We start from the raw sequence: 20,854 nt of genomic DNA on the forward strand, positions 1-20,854 counted from the left end.
CGAAGCAATTTAAACTGTTTAAAGGCCGGCTCTTATGCCATCGATCCCGCGCAAATCAAAGTTTTTTTGCCAGCGCTTCCGCCTCCGCGTCCAGCGTCGCGCGGTTGCGCAAGCGAAGCCGGTGCTCGCGGTGAACGATGTAGAGGCCGCTGGCGACGATGACTGTGGCACCGACCAGCGTCCAGCGATCGGGAAACTGGTTGAAGACGATCAGGCCGGAGATGATCATCCAGATCATCTGCGAATAGGGATAGGGAGCCAGGGCCGTGGTGGTGGCAAGGCGATAGGCCTGCACAAGAAGCCAATGACCGATGGCGCCGAAGACGCCAAGCATCAGCAATATGAACCAGTGCCAGCCATCCTGCGGCAGCGAAGGCGAAAACGGCAGTGTCGGCAGCAGCAGCACGGCCGGCGCCAGCGCCGAAAACAGGATGAGGCTTTCCGAGGTTTCCGTAGCCGACATGCGGCGCGTCATGATGACGTAGAAACTGTTCGATAGCATCGAGCCGAGCGCAAAGAGATGGCCGACGCCAAAAACCCCGATGCCCGGCCGGGTGATGATGAGGACGCCGACAAAGCCGCTCATGATCGCCAGCCAACGCCGCCAGCCGGCCCATTCCCCTAGCAACGGACCGGCAAGCGCGGTGATCACCATCGGGCCGAAGAAGTAGATCGAGGTGGTTTCCGCCAGCTGCAGCGTCCGCAGCGCGAGAATGTTGCATATCGTCGATCCGAACAGGAGCAGACCGCGCGTGAGATGCGCCGGCAGGTTGGCGGGACGAAAGCGCAGCGGCTCACGCCATCCGTGCAGAAAGACGCCGACGATCAGCACATGGACCGCGAAGCGGGTCCAGGCGACGATCAGCGCCGAGACGCCGGCCAGCACAAGGTACTTGCTGCTGGTGTCGAGGAAGGTGAAAAACACATAGACGGAAAGCATGCACAGGATCGCCGCCGGCGATGTCGCGCTTTCGTCTTGTCTTGGGGGAGCATTCAATTTCAGGCCGGACGGGAAGCAAGGCGGTCCCTCACCAATGCGGCAATTGTCGCCTGCGGGCAAGCCAAAACAGTCTGGCACAACGACAGCCGCCGACAGGCTCAGTTTGTTTCCCAGTGGCCGACCTAGTGGCCGACGACTCAGGCGTGCATGCGGGCGCCCTTGGTGATCTTGTCGACGAGCTTCTTTTCGGCGCGAAGCGCGATGCCGACCACCTTGGCATCCTCCGGCGCAAATTCGGCAAAGACGGCGCGGTTGGCCAGATCATACCCGGTCGAAAACATATCCTCGACATAGAGCGAAACCGTCACACCACGCTCCAGCGCCCGCCGCTGGATCGCGCCGAGCGTCTGGCCGTCCGCCGAAAGCACGATGACCGGCTGGATCGACAGCGGGTTGTAGATATTGCCGGCGCGATCACGGTAGGGGTGGCCGATAATGTCGGGAAATTGCGCGACGATGCCGCTGGTCAGAAAGGCGGTGACATTGAGCTTTTGCCAGACGGGAAGATCATCCTTGAGCACGATTGCAAATTTCGTATCGAACATGCGACAGTTTCCAATCCGAAAAGGGGGCCAATCCGAGGCTGCGAGTGAAGCGATGGCGCACGATCTAGACCGGGAAGCCTTTCAGGGTCTTGGACGTTTGTGCGTGGATGCAGCCGAGAACTGCATCGTACCGGCACCCGGTGCTGCCGGGATGGAACGCATCGAGGCCCGGTTCCACGGCAATGCCTTCGATCTCCATCGCCACGACACCTATGCGATCGGGGTGACGCTTTATGGCGTGCAGCGCTTCCGCTATCGCGGCCAAACGCATCAGAGCCTGCCTGGCCAGATCATTATCCTTCATCCCGACGAACTGCACGATGGCGGTGCCGGCACCGAAGACGGCTTGCGATACAGAATGCTCTATTTGGAGCCGTCCCTGATGCTCGATTGTCTCGGCGGCGGATCACTACCATTCGTCGGGAATGCCGTGGTGACAGACCGCGATCTCCGGGCGACGCTGCTTTCGGCGCTCGGGCCGTTGAATCAGGAACTGGACGAGCTGTTTGTCGTCGATTTCATGACGCAGCTTATGCAAAGCTTGGCCCGGCACGCCGGTCAGCCGACGAAACCGGTAGCGAAAACTGCGTGGCGCGCCGCCAGCCTGGCGCGCGACTATCTGGAGGAAAATGTCGCGCGGATCGTACGTTCGGATGAATTGGAGGCGATAACCGGATTGGACCGTTATGCCCTGTCGCGGCATTTCCGCGCCACCTTCTCCACCAGCCCGCACCGGTTCCTGTTGATGCGCCGGCTTCAACGAGCCCGTCGGATGATCGAAGCCGACGAGCCACTGGCGCAAATCGCCATCGCAGCCGGCTTCAGTGACCAAAGCCATTTCAATCGGCATTTCAAAAAGGCGTTCGGCGTCACACCGGGACGCTGGTCGGCACTGACGCGACGGCCGTCAGCGGCGAACGCGTGACCTTATTCAAGCATCTTGTCCTCGATATCCAGTTCGTCATCTGGGAGCACCATTTCGCCGTTCGACAGGTTCGCCTCGACGCGGGCAAGCAGCTTGAACAGCGCTTTCTGATCCTTCTTGTCGAGACCCTTCAATGCCTGCTTTTCGGTCTTCTTCACCGACTTCTCGATGGCGTGGATGATTTCGCGGCCGGTGTCGGTGAGGAAAATATGCGCCTGGCGGGCATCGGCGGACGAGGCCCGCTTCTCCAGAAAGCCCTGCGCCTGCAGCCGGTTGATGGTCTTGGTGATGGTCGGCGGACGCACGCCGAGGCGGCCGGCAAGGTTGCCGGGCGTCTGCCCGTCCTCGCGGTCGAGCGCCAGCATGATCTGGTCCTGGCCGGCATAGAAACCATGCGCCAGAAGCCGGGCGGCGAGCGCCGTGCGCGCCAGCCGCGCCGCCGAATGCAGCCGGCTCATTGTTGCAGTCTTGTCCGCCTTGGCCATGCTCATCCCTCCTCGGCCGAACCGGAGCGGACAGCATAGAAGCAGGCCGCCGATTGGCAATGACGATCGAAAACATTCCGGCTCGGAAAATAGCTTTGCCGGCAAGCTTCGCGGTGTTCGCCGTGGCTAATGCCAGATGTTTATTTCAGTTAGATGACAAACGACTTTCCGCAATGGCTGGATGGGGACGTGACGAGGTGTTCTCAACCGGCTTTCACCGCGACCACCATCAACGCCTGATAGGCGTCCGCCATTTCCCGCAGCGCTGCCTGCGACAGCGGCCCGGCCTGCCGCGCAATGCCGTCCCGCGCGTTCGATGTATCGTGTTTGCCGGGGCGATCTTTATAAGGCGCGACGGTGGCGAATATCTGCTCGCTGAGGCTGTCGGGGAAGAACATCTGGCCGGTCATCACCGAGCGGTCGTCGGGGAAGATCTTGAAATGGATGTGGGTGGTGCGGCCGCGATACCAGCCGGGATAGATGGTGGCGAAAGAAGCGATGCCGCTTTCATCGGTTCTCTGCCAGCCGCGGAGAAAGCTCTGGCCGGACGTGTCGATATCCTGCCCGTCGCCCTGTCCGGGATAGCCGGAATAGCTGCCTTGGGCGTCGCAATGCCAGATATCGACGCGTGCGCCGGGAAGCGGCTGGCAGGCGGCGTCGACGATTTGCAGCCGCACATTGAGGCCGATGCCCTTCTTGCCCTCGGTGATATCGGCGCGTTCGAGCTTCGGGTCGAAATAGAACGGCCCTTCGGTGACCTCGGGCGTGATGGCGCAGACGCCGGCACCGGCTTCGAACAAAGCAAGCCCGGCATAGGGCGAAACCTGCCCGGCCCTTGCACCGGCGGGCAGGAATATGCCGCCAGCGGTAACCGCAACGAGACCGAGCGCCTGCCGACGGCTTAGTGGCAACGACTTGTCGGACATCTGGCGCCTCTTCAACGCGAACAGCTCCGCAAATGACCCCGCCTATCTAGGGCCCGCTGTCAGGCGGCGCCAATGAAAGTTCGGTAATGTGAGGAAAGTTCGGCAATACCAGCCCCTCTTTGGCCCACCGGTTTGCCTCGTGCAAAAGCCGAGCACACATCCTATATGGAGCCGACAATCCCTATTCGAGGCACAATATGAGCGACGCACAGACGCAGATCCCCGTAACCGTCCTCACCGGCTATCTCGGCGCCGGCAAGACGACACTGCTCAACCGCATCCTTTCGGAAAACCATGGCAAGCGCTACGCCGTCATCGTCAATGAATTCGGCGAGATCGGCATCGACAACGAGCTGATCGTGGAATCCGACGAGGAAATCTACGAGATGAACAATGGCTGCGTCTGCTGCACCGTGCGCGGCGACCTGATCCGCGTCGTCGAAGGCCTGATGCGCAGGCCTGGCCGCTTCGACGCCATCATCGTCGAGACCACAGGCCTCGCCGATCCCGTGCCGGTGGCGCAGACCTTCTTCATGGACGACGACGTGCGTTCCAAGACCAGGCTCGATGCGGTCGTGGCGCTGGTCGACGCCAAGCACCTGCCGCTGCGTCTGAAGGATTCCCGAGAGGCCGAGGACCAGATCGCCTTTGCCGATGTCGTCGTACTCAACAAGACCGATCTGGTCACCCCCGAAGAGCTGAGCAAGGTGGAGGCGACGATCCGCGCCATCAACCCGGCGGCACGAATCCATCGCACCACACGCGCCAGCGTGGCGCTGTCCGAGGTGCTCGATCGCGGTGCGTTCGACCTGTCCCGGGCGCTGGAGAACGATCCGCACTTCCTCGAGGCGCATGACGATCACGACCATCATGATCATGATCATGACCACCATCACCATGATCACGACGGCCATGATCACCACGATCATGACGGGCATCATCACGCGCATCCTTCCGACATCCATGACGTGTCGGTGCAGTCGGTGTCGCTGCGCGGCGGCGAGATGGATCCGAAGAAATTCTTCCCCTGGATCGAGAAGATCACCCAGATGGAAGGCCCGAACATCCTGCGGCTGAAGGGTATCATCGCGCTCAAGGGCGATGACGAGCGCTATGTCATCCAGGGCGTGCACATGATCATCGAGGGCGACCACCAGCGCGCCTGGAAGGATGGCGAGAAACACGAGAGCCGGCTGGTGTTCATCGGCCGCGATCTCGACGCCGAGCGGCTGAAGAAGAGTTTCGAGGCCTGCCAGGCGGCTTGATTTCCAGATCTTATAACGTTAGCGCTGCCCCTTCTGTCCTTCTCCCCTTGTGGGAGAAGGTGGCCGAGCGAAGCTCGGTCGGATGAGGGGTGCTCCAGCTTGGCATCGACGGCGCTCGTTCCAGCACCCCTCATCCGTCTTGGCGCTGCGCGCCAATCCACCTTCTCCCACAACAAGGGGAGAAGGTCGCGTCGAACCTAGCCACGCTTTCCTCCAATGGCGGCAAGGCGACCAAACAATCTAATGGAACAGTTCGCATGCCCACCGTCGCCCCGCTTGATCTCGAAGGCCACTGCGTTGCCGCCGTCTTCCTCGGCGACGTGCCGCATTTCGCGCTGGCCGACGGCGCGATCCACCGGCTCGACCATGGCCACAAGACGGTGCAGGCCAATGACGGGCTGCTCGCCGCCTTCCATGACGTGGCCAACGACCGGCTGATCACCGGCGGCGAGGACGGCAAGGTCTTTGCCGTCACCGCTGGCGGCGAGGCCGGGGAATTGGCGAGCGCCGGCAAGAAATGGATCACCAGCGTCGCTGCAGGGCCGCAAGGCGCCATCGCCTTCGCGTCGGGCAAGACCGCCTATGTGCGCTTTGCCGACGGCAAGACGAAAGAATTCGCGCATCCGCGCTCCGTCGAGGGACTGGCCTTTTCGCCCAAGGGTATGCGCTTTGGCGTCGCCCGCTACAATGGCGCGACGCTGCATTTCCCGGCGGCCGAGGGCAAGCCGGTCGAGCTCGAATGGGCCGGCGCGCATACCGGCATCACTTTCTCGCCGGACGGCGCCTTCCTCGTCACCACCATGCAGGAAAACGCGCTGCATGGCTGGAAGCTCGCGGACGGCAAGCACATGCGCATGAGCGGCTATCCCGGCAAGGTGAAAAGCCTGTCATGGGCGCCCAAGGGCAAATGGCTGGCCAGCTCCGGCGCGCCGGCGGCGATCGTCTGGCCGTTTTCGGGCAAGGACGGCCCGATGGGCAAGGCGCCGCTGGAGCTCGGCACGCGCGGCAACGCCATGGTGACCACCGTCGCCTGCCATCCGAGCCAGGATGTCGTCGCTGTCGGCTATGACGACGGCATGGTGATGGCGGTGCGCTTCGCCGACGCCAAGGAGGTGCTTCTGCGCCGGCCCGGCAAAGGCGCCATCACCGCGATGATGTGGGACAGGCAGGAGCGCCGCGTCGCCTTCGGCAGCGCTGCCGGCGACTGCGGCGTCATCGATATTTCGGCTTAGATCGAGAAAAGTTACTCGGCTCCGCAGGATACCTTGCCGTTGAGTTCAACCGGCTTGCCATCCTTGTCCGTGTCCGCCGCGGCGTCATAAATAGCCAGCGTGTATTGGCCGTCATAGACGCCTTCGTCGCTGGTCTTGGTCAGGATTGTCAGTTCGACATAATTGTAGGTGTCTGCGACCTGGTGTTCGCGGTAGATGTTCAGCCGCAATTCCTTACCGTCGAGCCAGTATTGCGTCAGGTTTGAATCCTCGAAGACCGTCTTGCGCAGACTGTCGCCGGCCGGCCGCGCCTTGATTTCGAGATCGCCGCGAAAGTTGAAGGTCGGCCCACCCATGCCCCTTGTAACGCCAGCCTCGACCTGGAATTCCACGGCCGTGTCGTCGGCGGAGCACCAGATGCCGCCGCTCGCCAAGGCCGTGCCGACCGACGACAGCAGCACTGCCGCGCAGATGATTCCCCGCATTTTCTTTCCCCAAAGGCACGAACCCTGCCCCATTGATCCCCTAAGAAGCTTCGGGGTCAAGCATCCGTTCTCTTCACCATAGTTGCTGAACCATTGTGGGGCAGCCGCGCGGCCAATTGCCGTTCCGGACACCAACTGGCTAGAGTGACGCACGAAAGAGGCGCTCATGTCGGATCATTCGAAGACTTCCATCGGTGGCATCAACACCCGCATTCGTTCGCTGCGCGAGGCCGAGGCGGAAACCTTCCGCAAGGCGCGGCCGAAATCGGCGGCGAAGGCCGGCAACGGCCTGCCCGGTTTCTTCGGCGGCGTGCCGATGCACTGGATGAACGACTGGCCGACGCCGTTCCCGATCCTGGTCGACAGTGCCAAGGGCGCTGCGATCACCGACATCGACGGCAATCGGCTGGACGATTTCTGCCTTGGTGACACCGGCTCGATGTTCGGCCATTCGCCGCCGCCGGTCGCCCGCGCCATCCGCCGGCAGGCCGGACGAGGACTGACCTATATGCTACCTTCCGAAGACGCGCTGGCCATCGGACCGTTGCTGCAGCAGCGCTTCGGTTTGCTGTCGTGGCAGATCGCGACGACGGCGACCGATGCCAACCGCTTCGCGCTGCGGGTTGCCCGCGCCGTTACCGGCCGGGAGAAGATACTGGTCTTCAACGGCTGCTATCATGGCTCGGTCGACGAGACGATGGTGCGGCTGGTCGCCGGGAAAGCGGTGAATCGACCGGGACTGGCCGGCGAATTCCGCGACCTGACCCGGGCGACAGATGTCATCGAGTTCAACGATTTGCCGGCGCTCGAGGCGGCACTCCGGGGCAACGATGTCGCCTGCGTCATCGCCGAGCCGGTGCTGACCAATTCCTGCATGGTGCTGCCCGAAGCCGGCTTTCATGATGGCTTGCGGCGTCTCACCCGTGCGACCGGCACGCTGCTTCTAATCGACGAGACGCATACAATTTCGACCGGTCCCGGCGGCTATACAAGCAAATACGGGCTGGAGCCGGACCTGTTCGTGCTGGGCAAGCCGATTGCCGGCGGCGTACCGGCGAGCGTCTGGGGCATGAGCGAAGACGTTGCCGCCCGCTATGCCGCTTATATCAGCCGGAAAGAGCCCGGCTACTCCGGCATGGGGACAACGCTGTCGGCCAATCCGCTGCAATTCGCAGCGATGCGCGCCACGCTCGAATACGTCATGACCGACGAGAACTACAGCCATATGGACCATCTGGCGCGGCGGCTCGACGCCGGGCTGACCGCCGTCATCGATCGCTATCGTCTGCCCTGGCATGTTGCTCGCGTCGGTGCCCGTGTCGAGTTCATCTGCGCGCCGGGCCCGCTGAGGAACGGCGGCGAAGCGGAAGCTGCGCACGTGCCGGAGCTCGAGGCGGCAATCCATGTCGCGCTGGTCAATCGCGGCGTGCTGATCGCACCCTTCCACAACATGATGCTGATCTCTCCTGCGACCAGCGCCGCCCAGGTGAACCGGCTGATCACTGCCTTCGGCGCGGTTGCGGCAAAGCTTACGGCGTGAGACAAGCTTGCGGCATGAAACAAGCGCCCAAGCAAAGTTTGAACCTGGTCACGACATCCCCTTCCGGCTCGACGCCCGCCGAGGCGCAGGCCTTTCTCGACGCTCATCCCGAGATCGAAGCGTTCGACATCGTGCTGACCGACGCCAATGGCGTCGGGCGCGGCAAGATCGTGCGCCGGCATGAGTTGATGAGCATCTTCGAGGGGGGCCGGCACATGCCGATCTCGATCCTCGGCCTCGACATCACCGGCGAGGATGTTCACGAGACCGGGCTGATCTGGACGACGGGCGACGGCGACCTGCGGGCGTGGCCGATCCCCGGCACACTGGTGCCGCTGTTCGCCACCCAGCCGCCGCGCGGCCAGGTGCTGATGGCGATGTACCATCTCGATGGCCAGCCGATGTCGTCCGACCCGCGGCTGGCACTCGCCCGCCAGGTAGACATCCTCGCGGCCAAGGGCCTGCATCCGGCCGGCGCCTTCGAGCTCGAATTCTTCCTGCTCGCCAACGAGCGCGATGCCGAAGGCAAGGTGCAGCCGGCGCACGCGGTGCTTGACGGACGCCGCTCGGCCAAGACGGAGGTCTATTCCGTCGACCATCTACACGGCATGGAGCCGCTGTTTTCCGACATCTACGCCGCAGCCAAGGTGCAAGGCATCCCGGCCGAGACGGTCATCTCGGAATATGCGCCCGGCCAGTACGAGCTGACGCTCAACTACCGCAAGGATGTGATGCGGGCGGCCGACGATCTCGTGATGCTCAAGCGACTGGTGCGGGCGCAGGCGCGCCGTCATGGGGTCACCGCTTGCTTCATGGCCAAGCCGATCGAGAAATATGCCGGCTCGGGCATGCATTTTCATGTCTCGCTGCTGGACGATGCCGGCAAGAATGTCTTTGCCGAAACCGGCGGCGAAAGCTGGTCTCTGCCGCTGCTGCGCAGCCTCGGCGGACTGATCCAGACGATGGCGGAATCGATGCTGGTCTTCGCGCCGCATGCCAATTCATGGCGGCGCTTCGTCTCGCAATCCTATGCGCCGGTGGCGCCGACCTGGGGCGTCAACAACCGTTCGGTGGCACTGCGTGTGCCGGCCGGCGATGCCAAGAACCGCCGCATCGAGCACCGGCCATCGGGCGTCGACGCGAATCCTTACCTGGTGGCGGCAACGGTGCTGGCCGGTGTCGTCAAAGGCCTCGACGAAGGCCTCGATCCCGGTCCCGAAACCACCGGCAATGGCTACGAATCGGCCGTCACGCGCACGACGATGCCGGTCGACTGGCGTGCCGCGATCGAGGCGGCAAGGGCGTCGACCTTCCTCAAGGGCGCATTGGGCGAAGACCTGCACCGGACGTTCGTGGCGATCAAGCAATCGGAATATCTGCGCGTGGCGCGCACGGTCAGCGAACTGGATTATCACCTCTATCTGCACGAGGTGTAGGGCATCACATCGTCGGCCATCCGCCGTCGAAGGCCCATGCGGAATAATTTCAACGGAACCTTCGGCGGGCTTTGCTCATTGCGTGTCTGATTGCAGGAGCGAACAAGGCCGCCTTAGTCATGATCGCCAGGATGCAGACAACCCCGACGCCGCACCATGCCAAGGTGCAGGCAAGACGCTTGCCTGCAAGCAAGTCTCCGGAAACGACAGAAATCGACGCCAGGACGATTCCTGAACTGCGCGAAACGGCCAAGATCTGCCGCCGCTGTCCGCTATGGCACGACGCCACGCAGACCGTGTTCGGTGAAGGCCCTGATAAAGCCAAGGTGATCTTCGTCGGCGAACAGCCGGGCGACCAGGAGGACCTGGCGGGCAAGCCCTTCGTCGGTCCGGCGGGCAAGGTGTTTGACGCGATCCTGGACGATGCCGGCGTCGATCGGCTGAAAGTCTACGTCACCAACGCGGTCAAGCATTTCAAGTTCGAGCCGCGCGGCAAGCGGCGCATCCACTCCAAGCCGAACGCCGGCGAGGTGCAGGCTTGCCGCTGGTGGCTCGACAAGGAAATCGATCTGATCAAGCCCAATCTGGCGGTGGCGCTCGGCGCAACGGCGGCGCAGGCGCTGCTTGGCAAGGTGGTGCCGATCATGAAGATGCGCGGGGCCGTCGTGGAGCGCGACGATGGCTTGCGTGTCTTCGTCACCATCCACCCGTCCTTCATCCTGCGCATTCGCGAGCCGGCGGACAAGCAGGCAGAACGCGACCGGTTCCTGCAGGATATGAGAGCGGTGAAAAAGCTGATGGCCGCCTGAGCTATTTGATCAATATAGCCCGGAGATCGTTGACGTTTGTGCCGGTCGGACCGGGTACGAAAAGGTCATCTACGGCACTGAATGCCGTCCAGGCGTTGTTGCCGGCAAGCATGGCCTTGGCATCGACGCCCGCCTTACGCATCCGCGACACTGTCGAGCCGTCGGCGAAGGCGCCGGCATTGTCTTCCGAACCGTCAATGCCGTCGGTGTCGGCGGCCAGTGCGTGGACGCCCGCCATGCCGCTGATCCCAATGGCGAAGGCGAGCAGGAATTCCGAGTTGCGGCCGCCTTTGCCTTTCGCGCGCAAGGTCACGGTCGTCTCGCCGCCCGACAGGATCAGCACCGGTTTTGCGAATGGCCGGTTGCGCGTCGCCACTTCGCGCGCGATTGCAGCGTGGACGCCGCCGACCTCACGCGCCTCGCCCTCGATGGAATCGGAGAGAATGACCGCTTCGATACCTTGGTACCCGGCTTCGGCCGCAGCCGCTTCCAGCGATACGCCGGCCGAGGCGATCAGATGTACCTCGTTGCGCGAAAAACGCGGATCATCGACGCGCGGTGCATCGGCGGCCGGCGAATTGATGTGCGCCATCACTGAAGCCGGTAATTTCATGTCATAGGCGGCGATCGACGCTAATGCATCTTCGCGGCTGCCGGAATCGGGAACGGTCGGGCCGGAAGCGACCAGCGCCGGGTTATCGCCCGGAATGTCGGAGACCACCAGCGACACCACCTTGGCTGGATAGGCAGCGGCCGCCAGCCTGCCGCCCTTGATCGTGGAAACATGTTTGCGGATGGTGTTCATCGCGGCGATCGGCGCGCCGGAGGCGAGCAGCGCCTCGTTGACAGCGACCTCATCGGCCAGCGTCAGACCTTCGGCAGGTGACGGCAGCAGCGCCGAGCCGCCGCCCGAAATGAGCGCCACGACGAGGTCGTCCGCAGTCAGTCCCTGGACCTTTTCGAGCAGCCGTCGCGAGGCCTCCAGCCCCGCGGCATCCGGCACCGGATGCGCCGCCTCGATGATCTCGATGCGCCGGCAGGCCGCGCCATAGCCGTAGCGGGTGACGACCAAACCTTCGATCGGCCGGTCCCACACTTTCTCGAAAGCCGCCGCCATCTGCGCCGAGCCTTTTCCTGCACCGATGACGATCATCCGTCCCTTCGGCCTTGCGGGCAAATGATCCTTGATCGTCCTCTGGGGATCGGCGGCGGCAACGGCGGCGTTGAAGATCGAAATGAGAAAGGACTTGGGATCGAGCGCGGTCATACTGAGCTACCACGGACGCTGTGCGAGCTTCTGCGGCGTTTGCGCTGCCCCTCACCCTTACCCTCTCCCCGTATAGAGACGGGGAGAGGGGATCGCCAGCGTTGGAGCGTTTCCCTTCTCCCCGTCACTACGCGGGGAGAAGGTGCCGGCAGGCGGATGAGGGGCAGCGCCAACGTCACGATGTTGCCTCCGGCGGCAGGACCAACTCCTGGCTATCGACGCCCAAGTAGCTACACAGCGTATCGACGACCACTCCGTGGTCCTCGCGCTCCGGTAGACCGGAGACGGCGATCACGCCGATGACGCCAGCGCCCTTGACAGTGATGGGAAAGCCGCCACCGGCCAGCACATAGTCGGCAACGTCCAGCCCCTCGCCGGGCTTGAAGCTGCGGTCGGGGCGCTGCTGCTCCAGCACAATGCGGTAGGTGCTTTTCAGGAACCGCCGCACGACGTTGATCTTGCGCCGCGCCCAGTCCGGATTGGAGGCGTTCGAGCCGGGCATTGCCGCATAGAACAACGGCCGGTCGAAAGTTCTGATATCGACGATGATCGGCAGGTTTTCCTTGAGAGCCCGGTCGCGGATCGCCGAGCCGATCTCGAAAGAGACGGCTTCATCGAAGGCCGAAAAGACAAGCGTGGCTTCCTGTTTCTTGATCAGAGCGATGTCGTCCGCAACGGCCATGTCGTTCCCCTTGTCGATCTCGCCTGTTGCTTTGGCGGATGGCTGCCGCCCGGTCAAGCCGGCCGCATACGACGGCTAAACCGCTATATCCGCCTTGGCCGCCCGGCCGGCGACATAGACCTCGCGCACGGCGCGGTCGTCGCCGAGCGTCTGCAGCAGAAACAATTCCTCGGCGAGCGTGTCCGCCGTCTCCACCCGCAGCCGCATCGCCGGCGTGGCGCAGGCGTCGAGCACGATGATATCGGCGTCGCTGCCTTCCTCCAGGGTGCCGATCTTTTCCGCAAGCGACAGCGCCTCGGCATTGCCGCGGGTCAGCTGCCAGAAGGACTGGAACGGATTGAGCTTCTCGCCGTTCAGCGCGATCACCTTGTAGCCCTCGTCCATGGTGCGCAGCATCGAATAGTTGGTGCCACCGCCGACATCGGTGGCGGCGGCGATGCGAAGCGGCTTCTCGCGGCGGCTATAGCGCTGATAATCGAACAGGCCCGAGCCGAGAAACAGGTTGGAGGTCGGGCAGAACACCGCCACCGAGCCGCTATCCGAAAGCGCATCCGCCTCGCGTTCCGACAGGTGGATGCAATGGCCGAACAGGCTTCTGCGCCCGAGCAGCCCATAGTGTTCGTAGACGTCGGTGTAGTCCCGCGTCTGCGGGTACAATTGCTGCGTGAAGGCGATCTCGGCGTGGTTTTCCGACAGATGCGTCTGCATGTGCAGATCAGGATATTCGCGGCAGAGCGCGCCCGCCATCTCCAATTGCTCGGGCGACGAGGTGATGGCGAAGCGCGGCGTGATGGCATAGTGCTGGCGCCCCTTGCCGTGCCACTCATCGATCAACGCCTTGCTGTCGTCATAGCCCGATTGCGGCGTGTCGAGCACGCCGTCCGGCGCGTTGCGGTCCATCATCACCTTGCCGGCGATGTTGAGCATGTTGCGGTCGTGCGACTCGGCAAAGAACGCCTCGGCAGATTCCTTGTGTACCGAGCAATAGGCCGCGACTGTCGTGGTGCCATGCCGCAATACTTCATCCAGGAACAGCCTGGCGATACGGCGGCCATGCTGGGCGTTCTGGAATTTTGTCTCTTCCGGAAAAGTGTAGGTGTTCAGCCAGTCGAGCAGCTCGGCGCCGAAGGAAGCGATGACCTGCATCTGCGGAAAATGCGCGTGCGCATCGATGAATCCGGGCAGCAGCAGATGCGGCCTGTGGTCGATTTTTTTTGTTCCCTCGCCCGCCTTTTTCTCGACCTCGGCATAGGCGCCCGCGGCAACGATCCTGCCGTCGCGCATCAGCAGGCCGCCATCTTGCTCGTAATGCCAGGCGGAATGGTCGTCGATGGTTTCTGGCCAGCGCAAAAACGACAGCGTGCGGCCGCGCAGGAGCGTGCTGGTCATGCTATTTCCCCGCGCCTTCGAACCAGGCTACCAGCAGTGCCCGTTCCTTGTCGGTGATCTGGGTGACGTTGGCGGGCGGCATGGCGTGGCTGCGGCCGGCCTGCAGGTAGATCTCGCCGGCGTGCTCGGCGATGCCGGCATCGGTGTCGAGCATCACGCCCTTAGGCGCGTGGTAAATGCCCGCGTAGGACGGGTCCGCCGCATGGCACATCGAACAGCGGCCAAGCACCGTATCGCGCACGGCGGGAAAATGCGCCGAGGCGACGTAGACCTGTGCAGCCGACGAGGCCCTCACCTCGCCGGTCAGCAGCTTCGGTGCCGTCGACAGCCAGATGATGACGACGAACAGGACGGCGGCCGCCAGCCAGGTCCAGGTCGGATTGCCTTTGCGCGCATGCCTGGTGTTGAAATAGTGCCGGATCAGCACGCCGATGATGAACACCAGCGAGGCGATGACCCAGTTGAACTCTGTGCCGAACGCCAGCGGATAATGGTTCGACAGCATCAGGAACAAAACCGGCAGCGTCAGGTAGTTGTTGTGCAGCGAGCGCTGTTTGGCGATCTTGCCGTATTTCGGATCGGGCTTACGGCCGGCGATCAGGTCGGCGACGACGATCTTCTGGTTGGGGATGATGACCATGAAAACGTTGGCCGACATGATCGTCGCGGTGATGGCGCCGAGATGCAGGAAAGCGGCGCGGCCGGTGAACAGGTGGGTCAGGCCCCAGGCGATGAACACCAGCACGCCGTAGAGCACCAGCATCAGGCCGGTGTCGCTGTTGCCAAGCGGCGAACGGCACAAGAGATCGTAGACCACCCAGCCGACGCCGATCGTCGCCAGCGACAGCAAGATGCCTGTAGGCACCGACATGGCAAGGACATTCGGATCGATCAGGAACAGGTCCGCCCCGGCATAGTAGACGACGCACAGCATGGCGAAGCCCGACAGCCAGGTGGCGTAGGATTCCCACTTGAACCAGGTCAGATGCTCGGGCATCTCAGCCGGCGCCACCAGATATTTCTGCACATGGTAGAAGCCGCCGCCATGCACCTGCCATTCCTCGCCGAAGGCTCCGGCAGGCATGCCCGGACGCTGGCGCAGCCCGAGATCGAGCGCGACGAAATAAAAGGACGATCCAATCCAGGCGATACCGGTGACGACATGCAGCCAGCGCACGGCGAAACTCAGCCAATCCCAGAATATCGCGAAATCCATCATGAAAAAATCGTCCCTGCCGATCCACTGACTTTACGGACTGGAGCGCAAACGGAAAGAGCCGAGCTGCACGATGACTTTCAAAAAAATTTGGAAAATACTAGGCTCGTTACACGCTGCCACATGAGAGCCACGAAAGCCGCATGGCCTATCTCGACAACATCGCCGTTTTCGTCCGCGTCGTCGAGCTCGGGAATTTATCGGCGGCTGGGCGCGACATGCGCATTTCGCCGGCAGTCGCTTCCAATCGCATCAAGGAGCTCGAGAAGCATCTCGGTGTCAGGCTGTTCAACCGCACGACGCGGCAGTTGATGCCGACCGAGCACGGCACGGTGTTCTACTCCGGCGCCAAGCAGGTGCTGGAGGCGGTCACCGAGGCCGAAGCTGCGGTCAGCGCGTTATCCGGGCAGCCGCGCGGCACCATAAAGGTGACAGCGCCGCTCGGCCTCGGGCGGCGGCTGGTGGCATCCGGCATCCCGGATTTCCACGACAGATACCCCGATATCGAGGTGCGGCTCCGGTTATCCGACCACAATGTGGATATCATGAAGGAAGGCATCGACGTTGCCTTCCGGCTGGGCATCATCGAGGATTCCAGCCTCAGGATGCGCGGCATCATGGAATGCGAGCGCATTCTGGTGGCGGCTCCGCAATATCTGGAAGCGCGCGGCGAGCCCACCGAGCCGCAGGAGTTGATCGGCAAGAAGCACGATTGCCTGATGCTGCGCTATTCCGGCGCGCGCGAATATGTCTGGACGCTGCAGACGCCGAACGGACCGCAAAAGTTCGAGGTGCACGGCCCCTACGATACCGATGATGGCGACGTGCTGACCGGCTGGGCGCTGTCCGGCCGCGGCATCATCAACAAGCCGCGCTTCGAGGTCGAGCCGTTTATCCGCGACCAGCGGCTGAAGGTGATCCTGAGCAACACGCCGCCGACGCCGGTGCAGTTCGCCGCCGTCTACCCTCATAAGAAGCTGCAGGATCCGAAGGTGCGGCTGCTGCTCGATTTCATGGCCGAGCGCTGCCAGCGGCTGATCAGGGATATTCTGGCCGGCAAATGATCGCCGGCTGGCCGGTTGCTTTCCGTCCAGCCGGCGAGATAATTCTCAAGGAATCTCGCTCAACAGGGAAAAGCGATGGCCAACGGCGCCACAATGTGTCTCGCCGTTTCACTGTCTCCGGAAGCCGCCCCTTCCCATCCGCCCGACGCCGGCTCGGACTTCAGTCTGCTGACGCGGTTCGTGCAAGAAACCGAAGCGGCCGGTCTGGATATGGTGTTGCTCGCCGATTCCGCGCCGGTTGCAGGCGGGCCGAACCGGCAAATGCGCTTCGAAGCAACGACCTTGGTGGCGGCGCTGGCGACGGTGACAAGCAGGATCGGCCTTGCCGCCGCGGCGTCGACGGTCGCCCACCAGCCCTACAACCTCGCACGCCGTTTCGCCTCGCTCGATATTATCAGCCATGGCCGCGCCGGCTGGAACGCGAGCATGTTTCCCGATCCGCGCGAGGCGGCCAATTTCAGCCGACCGGAAGGGTTTTCCGGCGACGATTTCCGCCTGCGCGTCGAGGAATTCATCGGCATCGTGCAAGGCTTGTGGAAAGGCTGGGACGCAGACGCGCTGCTGTTCGACAAAAGTGGCGGCCGCTTCTTCGATCCTGAAAAGATGCATTTGCTCGACCACAAGGGCGAATATTTTTCCGTGCGCGGGCCGCTCAACGTGGCGCGGTCGCCGCAGGACACGCCGGTGCTGGTCATGTCCGGCCTGTCCGAGCCCGACACGGATATCGCCGCCCGCACCGCCGATGTCGTCCTGCTGGATGAGGCATCGATCGAGCCGGCGAAGGCTGGCGATCTGAAGCGCCGTGCGCTTGCCTTCGGGCGCAGTCCGGAGGCGCTGAAAGTGCTGATGAACGTTACCGTCAGCGCCGAAATAACCGCCGCGCCGGACCTGTTTGCGGACGGGCTCGAAGAGTGCTTTCGCTCGAAAGCCTGCGACGGTTTCAACATCGCCATGCCGTTCACATCGGCGCTCGACGATTTCGTCGGTCTCGTGCTGCCGGAGCTTCGCCGCCGCGGCCTTGTCCGGTCCGGCTACAGCGCGGCGACACTGCGCGCCCATCTCGGGCTTGCAGGGGAGGATCGGCAATGAGCGCCGGTCGAGGCCAGATGAAGCTCGGCGCCTTCCTGTGGGCGACAGGCCACCACATCGCCGCCTGGCGCCATCCGCAAGCGGATGTCACGGCCGGCATCGACATCGATCATTACATCCAGCTGGCGCGGACGGCGGAAGCAGCCAAATTCGACATGATCTTCTGCGAGGACGCCGCCGGCGTGCGCGAGGCCAATGGCAACATCGCCAGCCAAACGTCGCGCTCGATCGGCTTCGAGCCGATAAGCCTGCTTGCCGCGCTCGCCGTCCAGACGGAGCGCATCGGCCTCGTCTCCACGGCGTCGACGAGCTATAACGAGCCTTACGGACTGGCGCGGACCTTCCTGTCGCTCGACCATCTGAGCGGTGGCCGAGCCGGCTGGAACCTCGTCACTTCGGCGAGCCAGATCGAGGCCGCCAATTTCGGCTCGACCGGACTGCGCCCACATGCGGACCGCTACGAACGCGCGCGCGAATTCGCTGCCGTGGTTACCGGCCTTTGGCGAGGCCAGGGTGGACACGAAGGCAGAAGTTTTTCGGTGCGCGACCCGCTCGATCTGCCGCGCTCGCCACAAGGTGCGCCGGTCATGGTTCAGGCAGGAGCGTCGGACGAGGGCCGCGATCTCGCCGCCCGGACCGCCGATGTGGTGTTCACTGCGGCGCAAACATTCGAGGAGGCAAAGGCCTTCTACGACGACCTCAAGGGACGGCTGGCGCCCCATGGGCGCGAGCCGGAGGACGTCAAGATCATGCCCGGCGTCGCGCCGGTCGTCGCGGCAAGCGAAGCGGAAGCCCGGGCAAAACATGATGAACTGCAGGAGCTGATACCGGACGATGTCGGCGTCGCGCTGCTTTCCAGCTATCTCAGCATATCCGATCTCGCGCGCTATCCCATCGACGGACCGCTGCCCGAGCTGCCGGCCAGCGAAGGCATGCAGAGCCGGCAGGCGCTCGTCATCGAGCAATCCCGCCGCGACAAGCTGTCCATCCGCCAGCTTGCCCGTCATTTCGCCGGCGCGCGCGGTCATTGGCGCGTCGTCGGAACTCCGGCCCAGATCGCCGACCAGCTCGAGGCACGCTTCGAGGGCGGCGCGGCAGACGGTTTCAACGTCATGCCATCCTATTTTCCCGGCGAACTCGAAGCCTTTGCCACGCTTGTCGTGCCGGAGCTGCAGCGGCGCGGGCTTTTCCGGAAGGATTATGAAGGTAGCACGCTGCGCGACCATCTGGGCTTGAAAACGCCGGCGTAAAACGACGAGCGGAACGAAAGTCGGAGATCGCCGTTTTGGGATGCTGTGCCGCGGCGATGAGGGCGTCTGCGCGCATATTCGATTGACCATCCCAAACTTCGCCCTCTTTTCAAACCACGCGGACGCAACCGCCACAGGAGCCGATCATGGATGCCATCGCCACCCGCAATGACCTGCAATCCAATGCCAAGAAAGAGTGTATCGATCTTCTCAATGCCCGCCTCGCCGACGCCATCGATCTGGCCTTGATCACCAAGCAGGCGCACTGGAACGTCAAGGGACCGCAATTCATCGCCATCCACGAGATGCTCGACACGTTCCGCGAGGAGATCGACGGCCATGTCGACACCATTGCCGAGCGCGCCGTACAGCTCGGCGGCACGGCGCTCGGCACCTCGCAGGAGGTGTCGAAGGCGACTATGCTGGAGGCCTATCCGACCGACATCCACAAGACCCGAGACCATCTAGCGGCGCTGATCGACCGCTATGCCGCAACCGCCAAGCGGGCACGCGCGGCGATCGACGAGGCGGCTGGCGCGGGCGATGCCGACACCGCCGACATCTTCACCGCCTATTCGCGCTCGCTCGACAAATTGCTGTGGTTCCTTGAGGCGCACACGCAGGAGAAGGAATAGCTCTTTTTGGACGGCGCTATTTGCTCGGCGCGCCGGGGTTCGATTAGAAATTCCTCTCGAACTTCGGCACCTCAAGCTTCACCCGGCGATTTAGCTCATCGTGTCCGCCCTGGAACGCGGTGTAGCCAATGCTGATTTTCTTGGAACGAAGCTGGAAATCTCCTGTCCATTTGCGACCAGCCCATTCGATGTCTTCCCACCGAATAAATCGAGGCGGCATGAATGGCTGCCGGATTCCTATTCCCTCGACATTCCAAAAGACTACGCGAACATAAAAGAACCAAATCCACCCGATCAGGCTCAGACCAAAGCCAACCAGTAGACCAAAAATCCAGGGAAGTTGCTCGCTCGGTGTTTCGCTGTGTCCGGCAACCACAACGACCGCGATAAAGCCCGCAAGCAGGACCGCAAACACATGCACAAACCAGGTGGCGCGGAGTGTTTGCTCGCCGGCGTGTCGCGCAGCGGGCGTTCGCGATCCTATTGTAGACGCCAAGAAAACTGCAAAAGCAGCCAGAAGAGCTATGACAAGCTGTTTCATCAATATGCGCTGCTCGTGTTTTTCTCGGCCTTACGCGCCAACTGCTCCAGTCTTTCGTTCATAGCATCAAAAAGTCTGCGACGATGATGCGGTCGACCGACCACCGCCCGGTGATTGGGAATATTTTGGCCCGTCGACGGGTAAATAATACCTCGCCAATGCCGTTATGATTTCGGCCGCGGCGAGCGCTGCAATGACTTGCGGACGCTTGTCTTTCACCGCATCGCCGCCGATCGGCGAGACGAGGCGGGCAAATTCCGCCTCGCTTCCGTCCGCCGACTTAAGGAACCAGTTCCGGAACGTCGCCTTCTTGGTTCTGGAGCCGATCATGCCGACATAGGCGGCATCCCGGCGTTTCAGCGCCTCGGCGATGATCAGGAAGTCCAGCGCATGGTCATGTGTAAGGACGACGAAGGCGGATCCAGCCGGGGCTTCGCGCACCATCGCCTCAGGCATCGGCGTCAGCTTGGTTTCGACCGCTTCCGGCATGCCTTCGAGCGCCTCGGCTCGCGTCTCGACAACGACGACATGCACCGGCAGCAAGGCCACCGCGGAGGCCAGCGCCTGGCCGACATGGCCGCCGCCGAAGATGTAAACATGCGGCAGGTGCGCCGCCTCGGCCTCCGCCTCCGCAACAAGCTTGGCCTCAAGCGCGGGGTCGACCAGCCGGATCAGCAGCTCGACTCTGCCGCCGCAGCACTGCCCGATCTCCGGGCCGAGCGCGATGTCGAGCGTGGCGACAGCGTTGCGGCCAGCCCCCTTCTCCCCGTCACTATACGGGGAGAAGGTGCCGGCAGGCGGATGAGGGGCGGCGCCAACCTCGCCAGGGCCTGCGGCAGATCGACCAAGCATCTGCCGCGCTTTGTCGGTCGCCATGTATTCGAGCTGGCCGCCGCCGATCGTGCCGAAAGTGGCCGATCCCGAGACGAGCATGAAGGCACCCGTCTCGCGCGGCGTCGAACCTTTTGTCCCGGCCACCTCAACGAAGGCGACCCGGCCGGCGCCGGCAAGAAAGGCTTTCAGGCTCTGCACTTTCGCGTTCATCATTCGCGTTCCCTATCGGGAAATATAGAGTTTTTCGGCCTGAATTGCAC

General features: G+C 63.0%; 22 protein-coding genes. 10 read left to right on the plus strand and 12 right to left on the minus strand.

The window, feature by feature from the left end; all coding sequences use genetic code 11:
- Positions 1–55: 55 nt before the first annotated feature.
- The 3 genes from NKI70_RS12085 to NKI70_RS12095 all read right to left on the minus strand — a co-directional run bounded on the left by NKI70_RS12085 (position 56) and on the right by NKI70_RS12095 (position 1,744).
- Positions 56–940, minus strand: a complete 885-nt coding sequence (locus NKI70_RS12085) for a DMT family transporter (protein WP_352620714.1) — start codon at positions 938–940, stop codon at positions 56–58.
- Between the two features lie 197 nt (positions 941–1,137).
- A complete protein-coding gene (locus tag NKI70_RS12090; RefSeq protein WP_352620712.1) occupies positions 1,138–1,545 on the minus strand; it encodes a DUF2000 family protein in 408 nt (135 codons plus the stop codon).
- A gap of 64 nt (positions 1,546–1,609) precedes the next feature.
- Positions 1,610–1,744 (minus strand): hypothetical protein, encoded by a 135-nt coding sequence (locus NKI70_RS12095; protein WP_352635070.1) that lies wholly within the window; start codon positions 1,742–1,744, stop codon positions 1,610–1,612.
- Between NKI70_RS12095 and NKI70_RS12100 the strand changes: the two genes are divergently transcribed.
- Positions 1,697–2,470 (plus strand): AraC family transcriptional regulator, encoded by a 774-nt coding sequence (locus NKI70_RS12100; protein ID WP_352724661.1) that lies wholly within the window; start codon positions 1,697–1,699, stop codon positions 2,468–2,470. The genes NKI70_RS12095 and NKI70_RS12100 overlap by 48 nt on opposite strands.
- Before the next feature lie 2 nt (positions 2,471–2,472).
- On the opposite strand, the gene NKI70_RS12105 is transcribed toward NKI70_RS12100, so the two are convergent.
- Positions 2,473–2,955 (minus strand): MarR family winged helix-turn-helix transcriptional regulator, encoded by a 483-nt coding sequence (locus NKI70_RS12105; protein WP_254816029.1) that lies wholly within the window; start codon positions 2,953–2,955, stop codon positions 2,473–2,475.
- A 203-nt stretch (positions 2,956–3,158) separates the two neighbouring features.
- Positions 3,159–3,881 carry an intradiol ring-cleavage dioxygenase gene (locus NKI70_RS12110; RefSeq protein WP_352724629.1) on the minus strand — a complete coding sequence of 241 codons (723 nt, stop codon included), beginning with the start codon at positions 3,879–3,881 and terminating at the stop codon, positions 3,159–3,161.
- A gap of 197 nt (positions 3,882–4,078) precedes the next feature.
- On the opposite strand from NKI70_RS12110, the gene NKI70_RS12115 reads away from it, so the two are divergent.
- On the plus strand, positions 4,079–5,146 hold the full coding sequence (locus NKI70_RS12115) for a CobW family GTP-binding protein (protein ID WP_352697138.1): 1,068 nt from the start codon (positions 4,079–4,081) through the stop codon (positions 5,144–5,146).
- Positions 5,147–5,403: 257 nt separating this feature from the next.
- Positions 5,404–6,378 (plus strand): WD40 repeat domain-containing protein, encoded by a 975-nt coding sequence (locus NKI70_RS12120; RefSeq protein ID WP_352697140.1) that lies wholly within the window; start codon positions 5,404–5,406, stop codon positions 6,376–6,378.
- A gap of 11 nt (positions 6,379–6,389) precedes the next feature.
- Here the strand turns inward: NKI70_RS12120 and NKI70_RS12125 are convergent, their stop codons facing one another.
- A complete protein-coding gene (locus tag NKI70_RS12125) occupies positions 6,390–6,842 on the minus strand; it encodes a hypothetical protein (RefSeq protein ID WP_352697142.1) in 453 nt (150 codons plus the stop codon).
- A 166-nt stretch (positions 6,843–7,008) separates the two neighbouring features.
- On the opposite strand from NKI70_RS12125, the gene NKI70_RS12130 reads away from it, so the two are divergent.
- The 3 genes from NKI70_RS12130 to NKI70_RS12140 all read left to right on the plus strand — a co-directional run bounded on the left by NKI70_RS12130 (position 7,009) and on the right by NKI70_RS12140 (position 10,627).
- Entirely contained in the window at positions 7,009–8,382 is a 1,374-nt protein-coding gene (locus tag NKI70_RS12130; RefSeq protein ID WP_352697144.1) for an aspartate aminotransferase family protein, read from the plus strand.
- 14 nt (positions 8,383–8,396) lie between these two features.
- Positions 8,397–9,818, plus strand: coding sequence for a glutamine synthetase family protein (locus tag NKI70_RS12135; RefSeq protein ID WP_352697146.1), 1,422 nt, complete (start codon positions 8,397–8,399; stop codon positions 9,816–9,818).
- Positions 9,819–9,904: 86 nt separating this feature from the next.
- Positions 9,905–10,627, plus strand: a complete 723-nt coding sequence (locus tag NKI70_RS12140; RefSeq protein ID WP_352697429.1) for a UdgX family uracil-DNA binding protein — start codon at positions 9,905–9,907, stop codon at positions 10,625–10,627.
- 1 nt (position 10,628) lies between these two features.
- Here the strand turns inward: NKI70_RS12140 and NKI70_RS12145 are convergent, their stop codons facing one another.
- The 4 genes from NKI70_RS12145 to NKI70_RS12160 all read right to left on the minus strand — a co-directional run bounded on the left by NKI70_RS12145 (position 10,629) and on the right by NKI70_RS12160 (position 15,184).
- The gene (locus tag NKI70_RS12145) at positions 10,629–11,894 is read right to left on the minus strand and encodes a glycerate kinase type-2 family protein (RefSeq protein ID WP_352697148.1); all 1,266 of its coding nucleotides are present in this window, start codon (positions 11,892–11,894) and stop codon (positions 10,629–10,631) included.
- A 175-nt stretch (positions 11,895–12,069) separates the two neighbouring features.
- Complete coding sequence (locus NKI70_RS12150) at positions 12,070–12,576, minus strand: heme-degrading domain-containing protein (RefSeq protein ID WP_352724630.1); 507 nt, start codon at positions 12,574–12,576, stop codon at positions 12,070–12,072.
- Positions 12,577–12,651: 75 nt separating this feature from the next.
- The gene (guaD, locus tag NKI70_RS12155) at positions 12,652–13,965 is read right to left on the minus strand and encodes a guanine deaminase (RefSeq protein WP_352697151.1); all 1,314 of its coding nucleotides are present in this window, start codon (positions 13,963–13,965) and stop codon (positions 12,652–12,654) included.
- A 1-nt stretch (position 13,966) separates the two neighbouring features.
- A complete protein-coding gene (locus NKI70_RS12160; RefSeq protein ID WP_352697153.1) occupies positions 13,967–15,184 on the minus strand; it encodes a urate hydroxylase PuuD in 1,218 nt (405 codons plus the stop codon).
- Positions 15,185–15,324: 140 nt separating this feature from the next.
- On the opposite strand from NKI70_RS12160, the gene NKI70_RS12165 reads away from it, so the two are divergent.
- The 4 genes from NKI70_RS12165 to dps all read left to right on the plus strand — a co-directional run bounded on the left by NKI70_RS12165 (position 15,325) and on the right by dps (position 19,219).
- Complete coding sequence (locus NKI70_RS12165) at positions 15,325–16,245, plus strand: LysR family transcriptional regulator (protein ID WP_352697155.1); 921 nt, start codon at positions 15,325–15,327, stop codon at positions 16,243–16,245.
- 75 nt (positions 16,246–16,320) lie between these two features.
- On the plus strand, positions 16,321–17,334 hold the full coding sequence (locus NKI70_RS12170; protein ID WP_352724631.1) for an LLM class flavin-dependent oxidoreductase: 1,014 nt from the start codon (positions 16,321–16,323) through the stop codon (positions 17,332–17,334).
- Positions 17,331–18,584 carry an LLM class flavin-dependent oxidoreductase gene (locus NKI70_RS12175; protein ID WP_352697159.1) on the plus strand — a complete coding sequence of 418 codons (1,254 nt, stop codon included), beginning with the start codon at positions 17,331–17,333 and terminating at the stop codon, positions 18,582–18,584. Before NKI70_RS12170 ends, NKI70_RS12175 begins: the two co-directional genes overlap by 4 nt.
- A 146-nt stretch (positions 18,585–18,730) precedes the next feature.
- The gene (gene dps / locus NKI70_RS12180) at positions 18,731–19,219 is read left to right on the plus strand and encodes a DNA starvation/stationary phase protection protein Dps (RefSeq protein WP_023676226.1); all 489 of its coding nucleotides are present in this window, start codon (positions 18,731–18,733) and stop codon (positions 19,217–19,219) included.
- Between the two features lie 43 nt (positions 19,220–19,262).
- Here dps and NKI70_RS12185 read toward each other — a convergent pair whose 3' ends face one another.
- On the minus strand, positions 19,263–19,760 hold the full coding sequence (locus NKI70_RS12185; protein WP_352697161.1) for a hypothetical protein: 498 nt from the start codon (positions 19,758–19,760) through the stop codon (positions 19,263–19,265).
- A 66-nt stretch (positions 19,761–19,826) separates the two neighbouring features.
- A complete protein-coding gene (gene xdhC, locus NKI70_RS12190) occupies positions 19,827–20,804 on the minus strand; it encodes a xanthine dehydrogenase accessory protein XdhC (RefSeq protein ID WP_352697430.1) in 978 nt (325 codons plus the stop codon).
- Positions 20,805–20,854 lie beyond the last annotated feature (50 nt).

The sequence above is a fragment of the Mesorhizobium sp. M0500 genome, assembly GCF_040321165.1.
In the GTDB taxonomy this organism is placed as follows: Bacteria; Pseudomonadota; Alphaproteobacteria; order Rhizobiales; family Rhizobiaceae; genus Mesorhizobium.

Excerpts from the sequence above, each read along its gene's own strand:
- NKI70_RS12085 (WP_352620714.1), bottom strand. The coding sequence starts at position 940 with ATGCTTTCCGTCTATGTGTTTTTCACCTTCCTCGACACCAGCAGCAAG.
- NKI70_RS12090 (WP_352620712.1), bottom strand. The coding sequence starts at position 1,545 with ATGTTCGATACGAAATTTGCAATCGTGCTCAAGGATGATCTTCCCGTC.
- NKI70_RS12100 (WP_352724661.1), top strand. The coding sequence starts at position 1,697 with ATGGAACGCATCGAGGCCCGGTTCCACGGCAATGCCTTCGATCTCCAT.
- NKI70_RS12095 (WP_352635070.1), bottom strand. The coding sequence starts at position 1,744 with ATGGAGATCGAAGGCATTGCCGTGGAACCGGGCCTCGATGCGTTCCAT.
- NKI70_RS12105 (WP_254816029.1), bottom strand. The coding sequence starts at position 2,955 with ATGGCCAAGGCGGACAAGACTGCAACAATGAGCCGGCTGCATTCGGCG.
- NKI70_RS12110 (WP_352724629.1), bottom strand. The coding sequence starts at position 3,881 with ATGTCCGACAAGTCGTTGCCACTAAGCCGTCGGCAGGCGCTCGGTCTC.
- NKI70_RS12115 (WP_352697138.1), top strand. The coding sequence starts at position 4,079 with ATGAGCGACGCACAGACGCAGATCCCCGTAACCGTCCTCACCGGCTAT.
- NKI70_RS12120 (WP_352697140.1), top strand. The coding sequence starts at position 5,404 with ATGCCCACCGTCGCCCCGCTTGATCTCGAAGGCCACTGCGTTGCCGCC.
- NKI70_RS12125 (WP_352697142.1), bottom strand. The coding sequence starts at position 6,842 with ATGCGGGGAATCATCTGCGCGGCAGTGCTGCTGTCGTCGGTCGGCACG.
- NKI70_RS12130 (WP_352697144.1), top strand. The coding sequence starts at position 7,009 with ATGTCGGATCATTCGAAGACTTCCATCGGTGGCATCAACACCCGCATT.
- NKI70_RS12135 (WP_352697146.1), top strand. The coding sequence starts at position 8,397 with ATGAAACAAGCGCCCAAGCAAAGTTTGAACCTGGTCACGACATCCCCT.
- NKI70_RS12145 (WP_352697148.1), bottom strand. The coding sequence starts at position 11,894 with ATGACCGCGCTCGATCCCAAGTCCTTTCTCATTTCGATCTTCAACGCC.
- NKI70_RS12150 (WP_352724630.1), bottom strand. The coding sequence starts at position 12,576 with ATGGCCGTTGCGGACGACATCGCTCTGATCAAGAAACAGGAAGCCACG.
- guaD (WP_352697151.1), bottom strand. The coding sequence starts at position 13,965 with ATGACCAGCACGCTCCTGCGCGGCCGCACGCTGTCGTTTTTGCGCTGG.
- NKI70_RS12160 (WP_352697153.1), bottom strand. The coding sequence starts at position 15,184 with ATGATGGATTTCGCGATATTCTGGGATTGGCTGAGTTTCGCCGTGCGC.
- NKI70_RS12165 (WP_352697155.1), top strand. The coding sequence starts at position 15,325 with ATGGCCTATCTCGACAACATCGCCGTTTTCGTCCGCGTCGTCGAGCTC.
- NKI70_RS12170 (WP_352724631.1), top strand. The coding sequence starts at position 16,321 with ATGGCCAACGGCGCCACAATGTGTCTCGCCGTTTCACTGTCTCCGGAA.
- NKI70_RS12175 (WP_352697159.1), top strand. The coding sequence starts at position 17,331 with ATGAGCGCCGGTCGAGGCCAGATGAAGCTCGGCGCCTTCCTGTGGGCG.
- dps (WP_023676226.1), top strand. The coding sequence starts at position 18,731 with ATGGATGCCATCGCCACCCGCAATGACCTGCAATCCAATGCCAAGAAA.
- NKI70_RS12185 (WP_352697161.1), bottom strand. The coding sequence starts at position 19,760 with ATGAAACAGCTTGTCATAGCTCTTCTGGCTGCTTTTGCAGTTTTCTTG.
- xdhC (WP_352697430.1), bottom strand. The coding sequence starts at position 20,804 with ATGAACGCGAAAGTGCAGAGCCTGAAAGCCTTTCTTGCCGGCGCCGGC.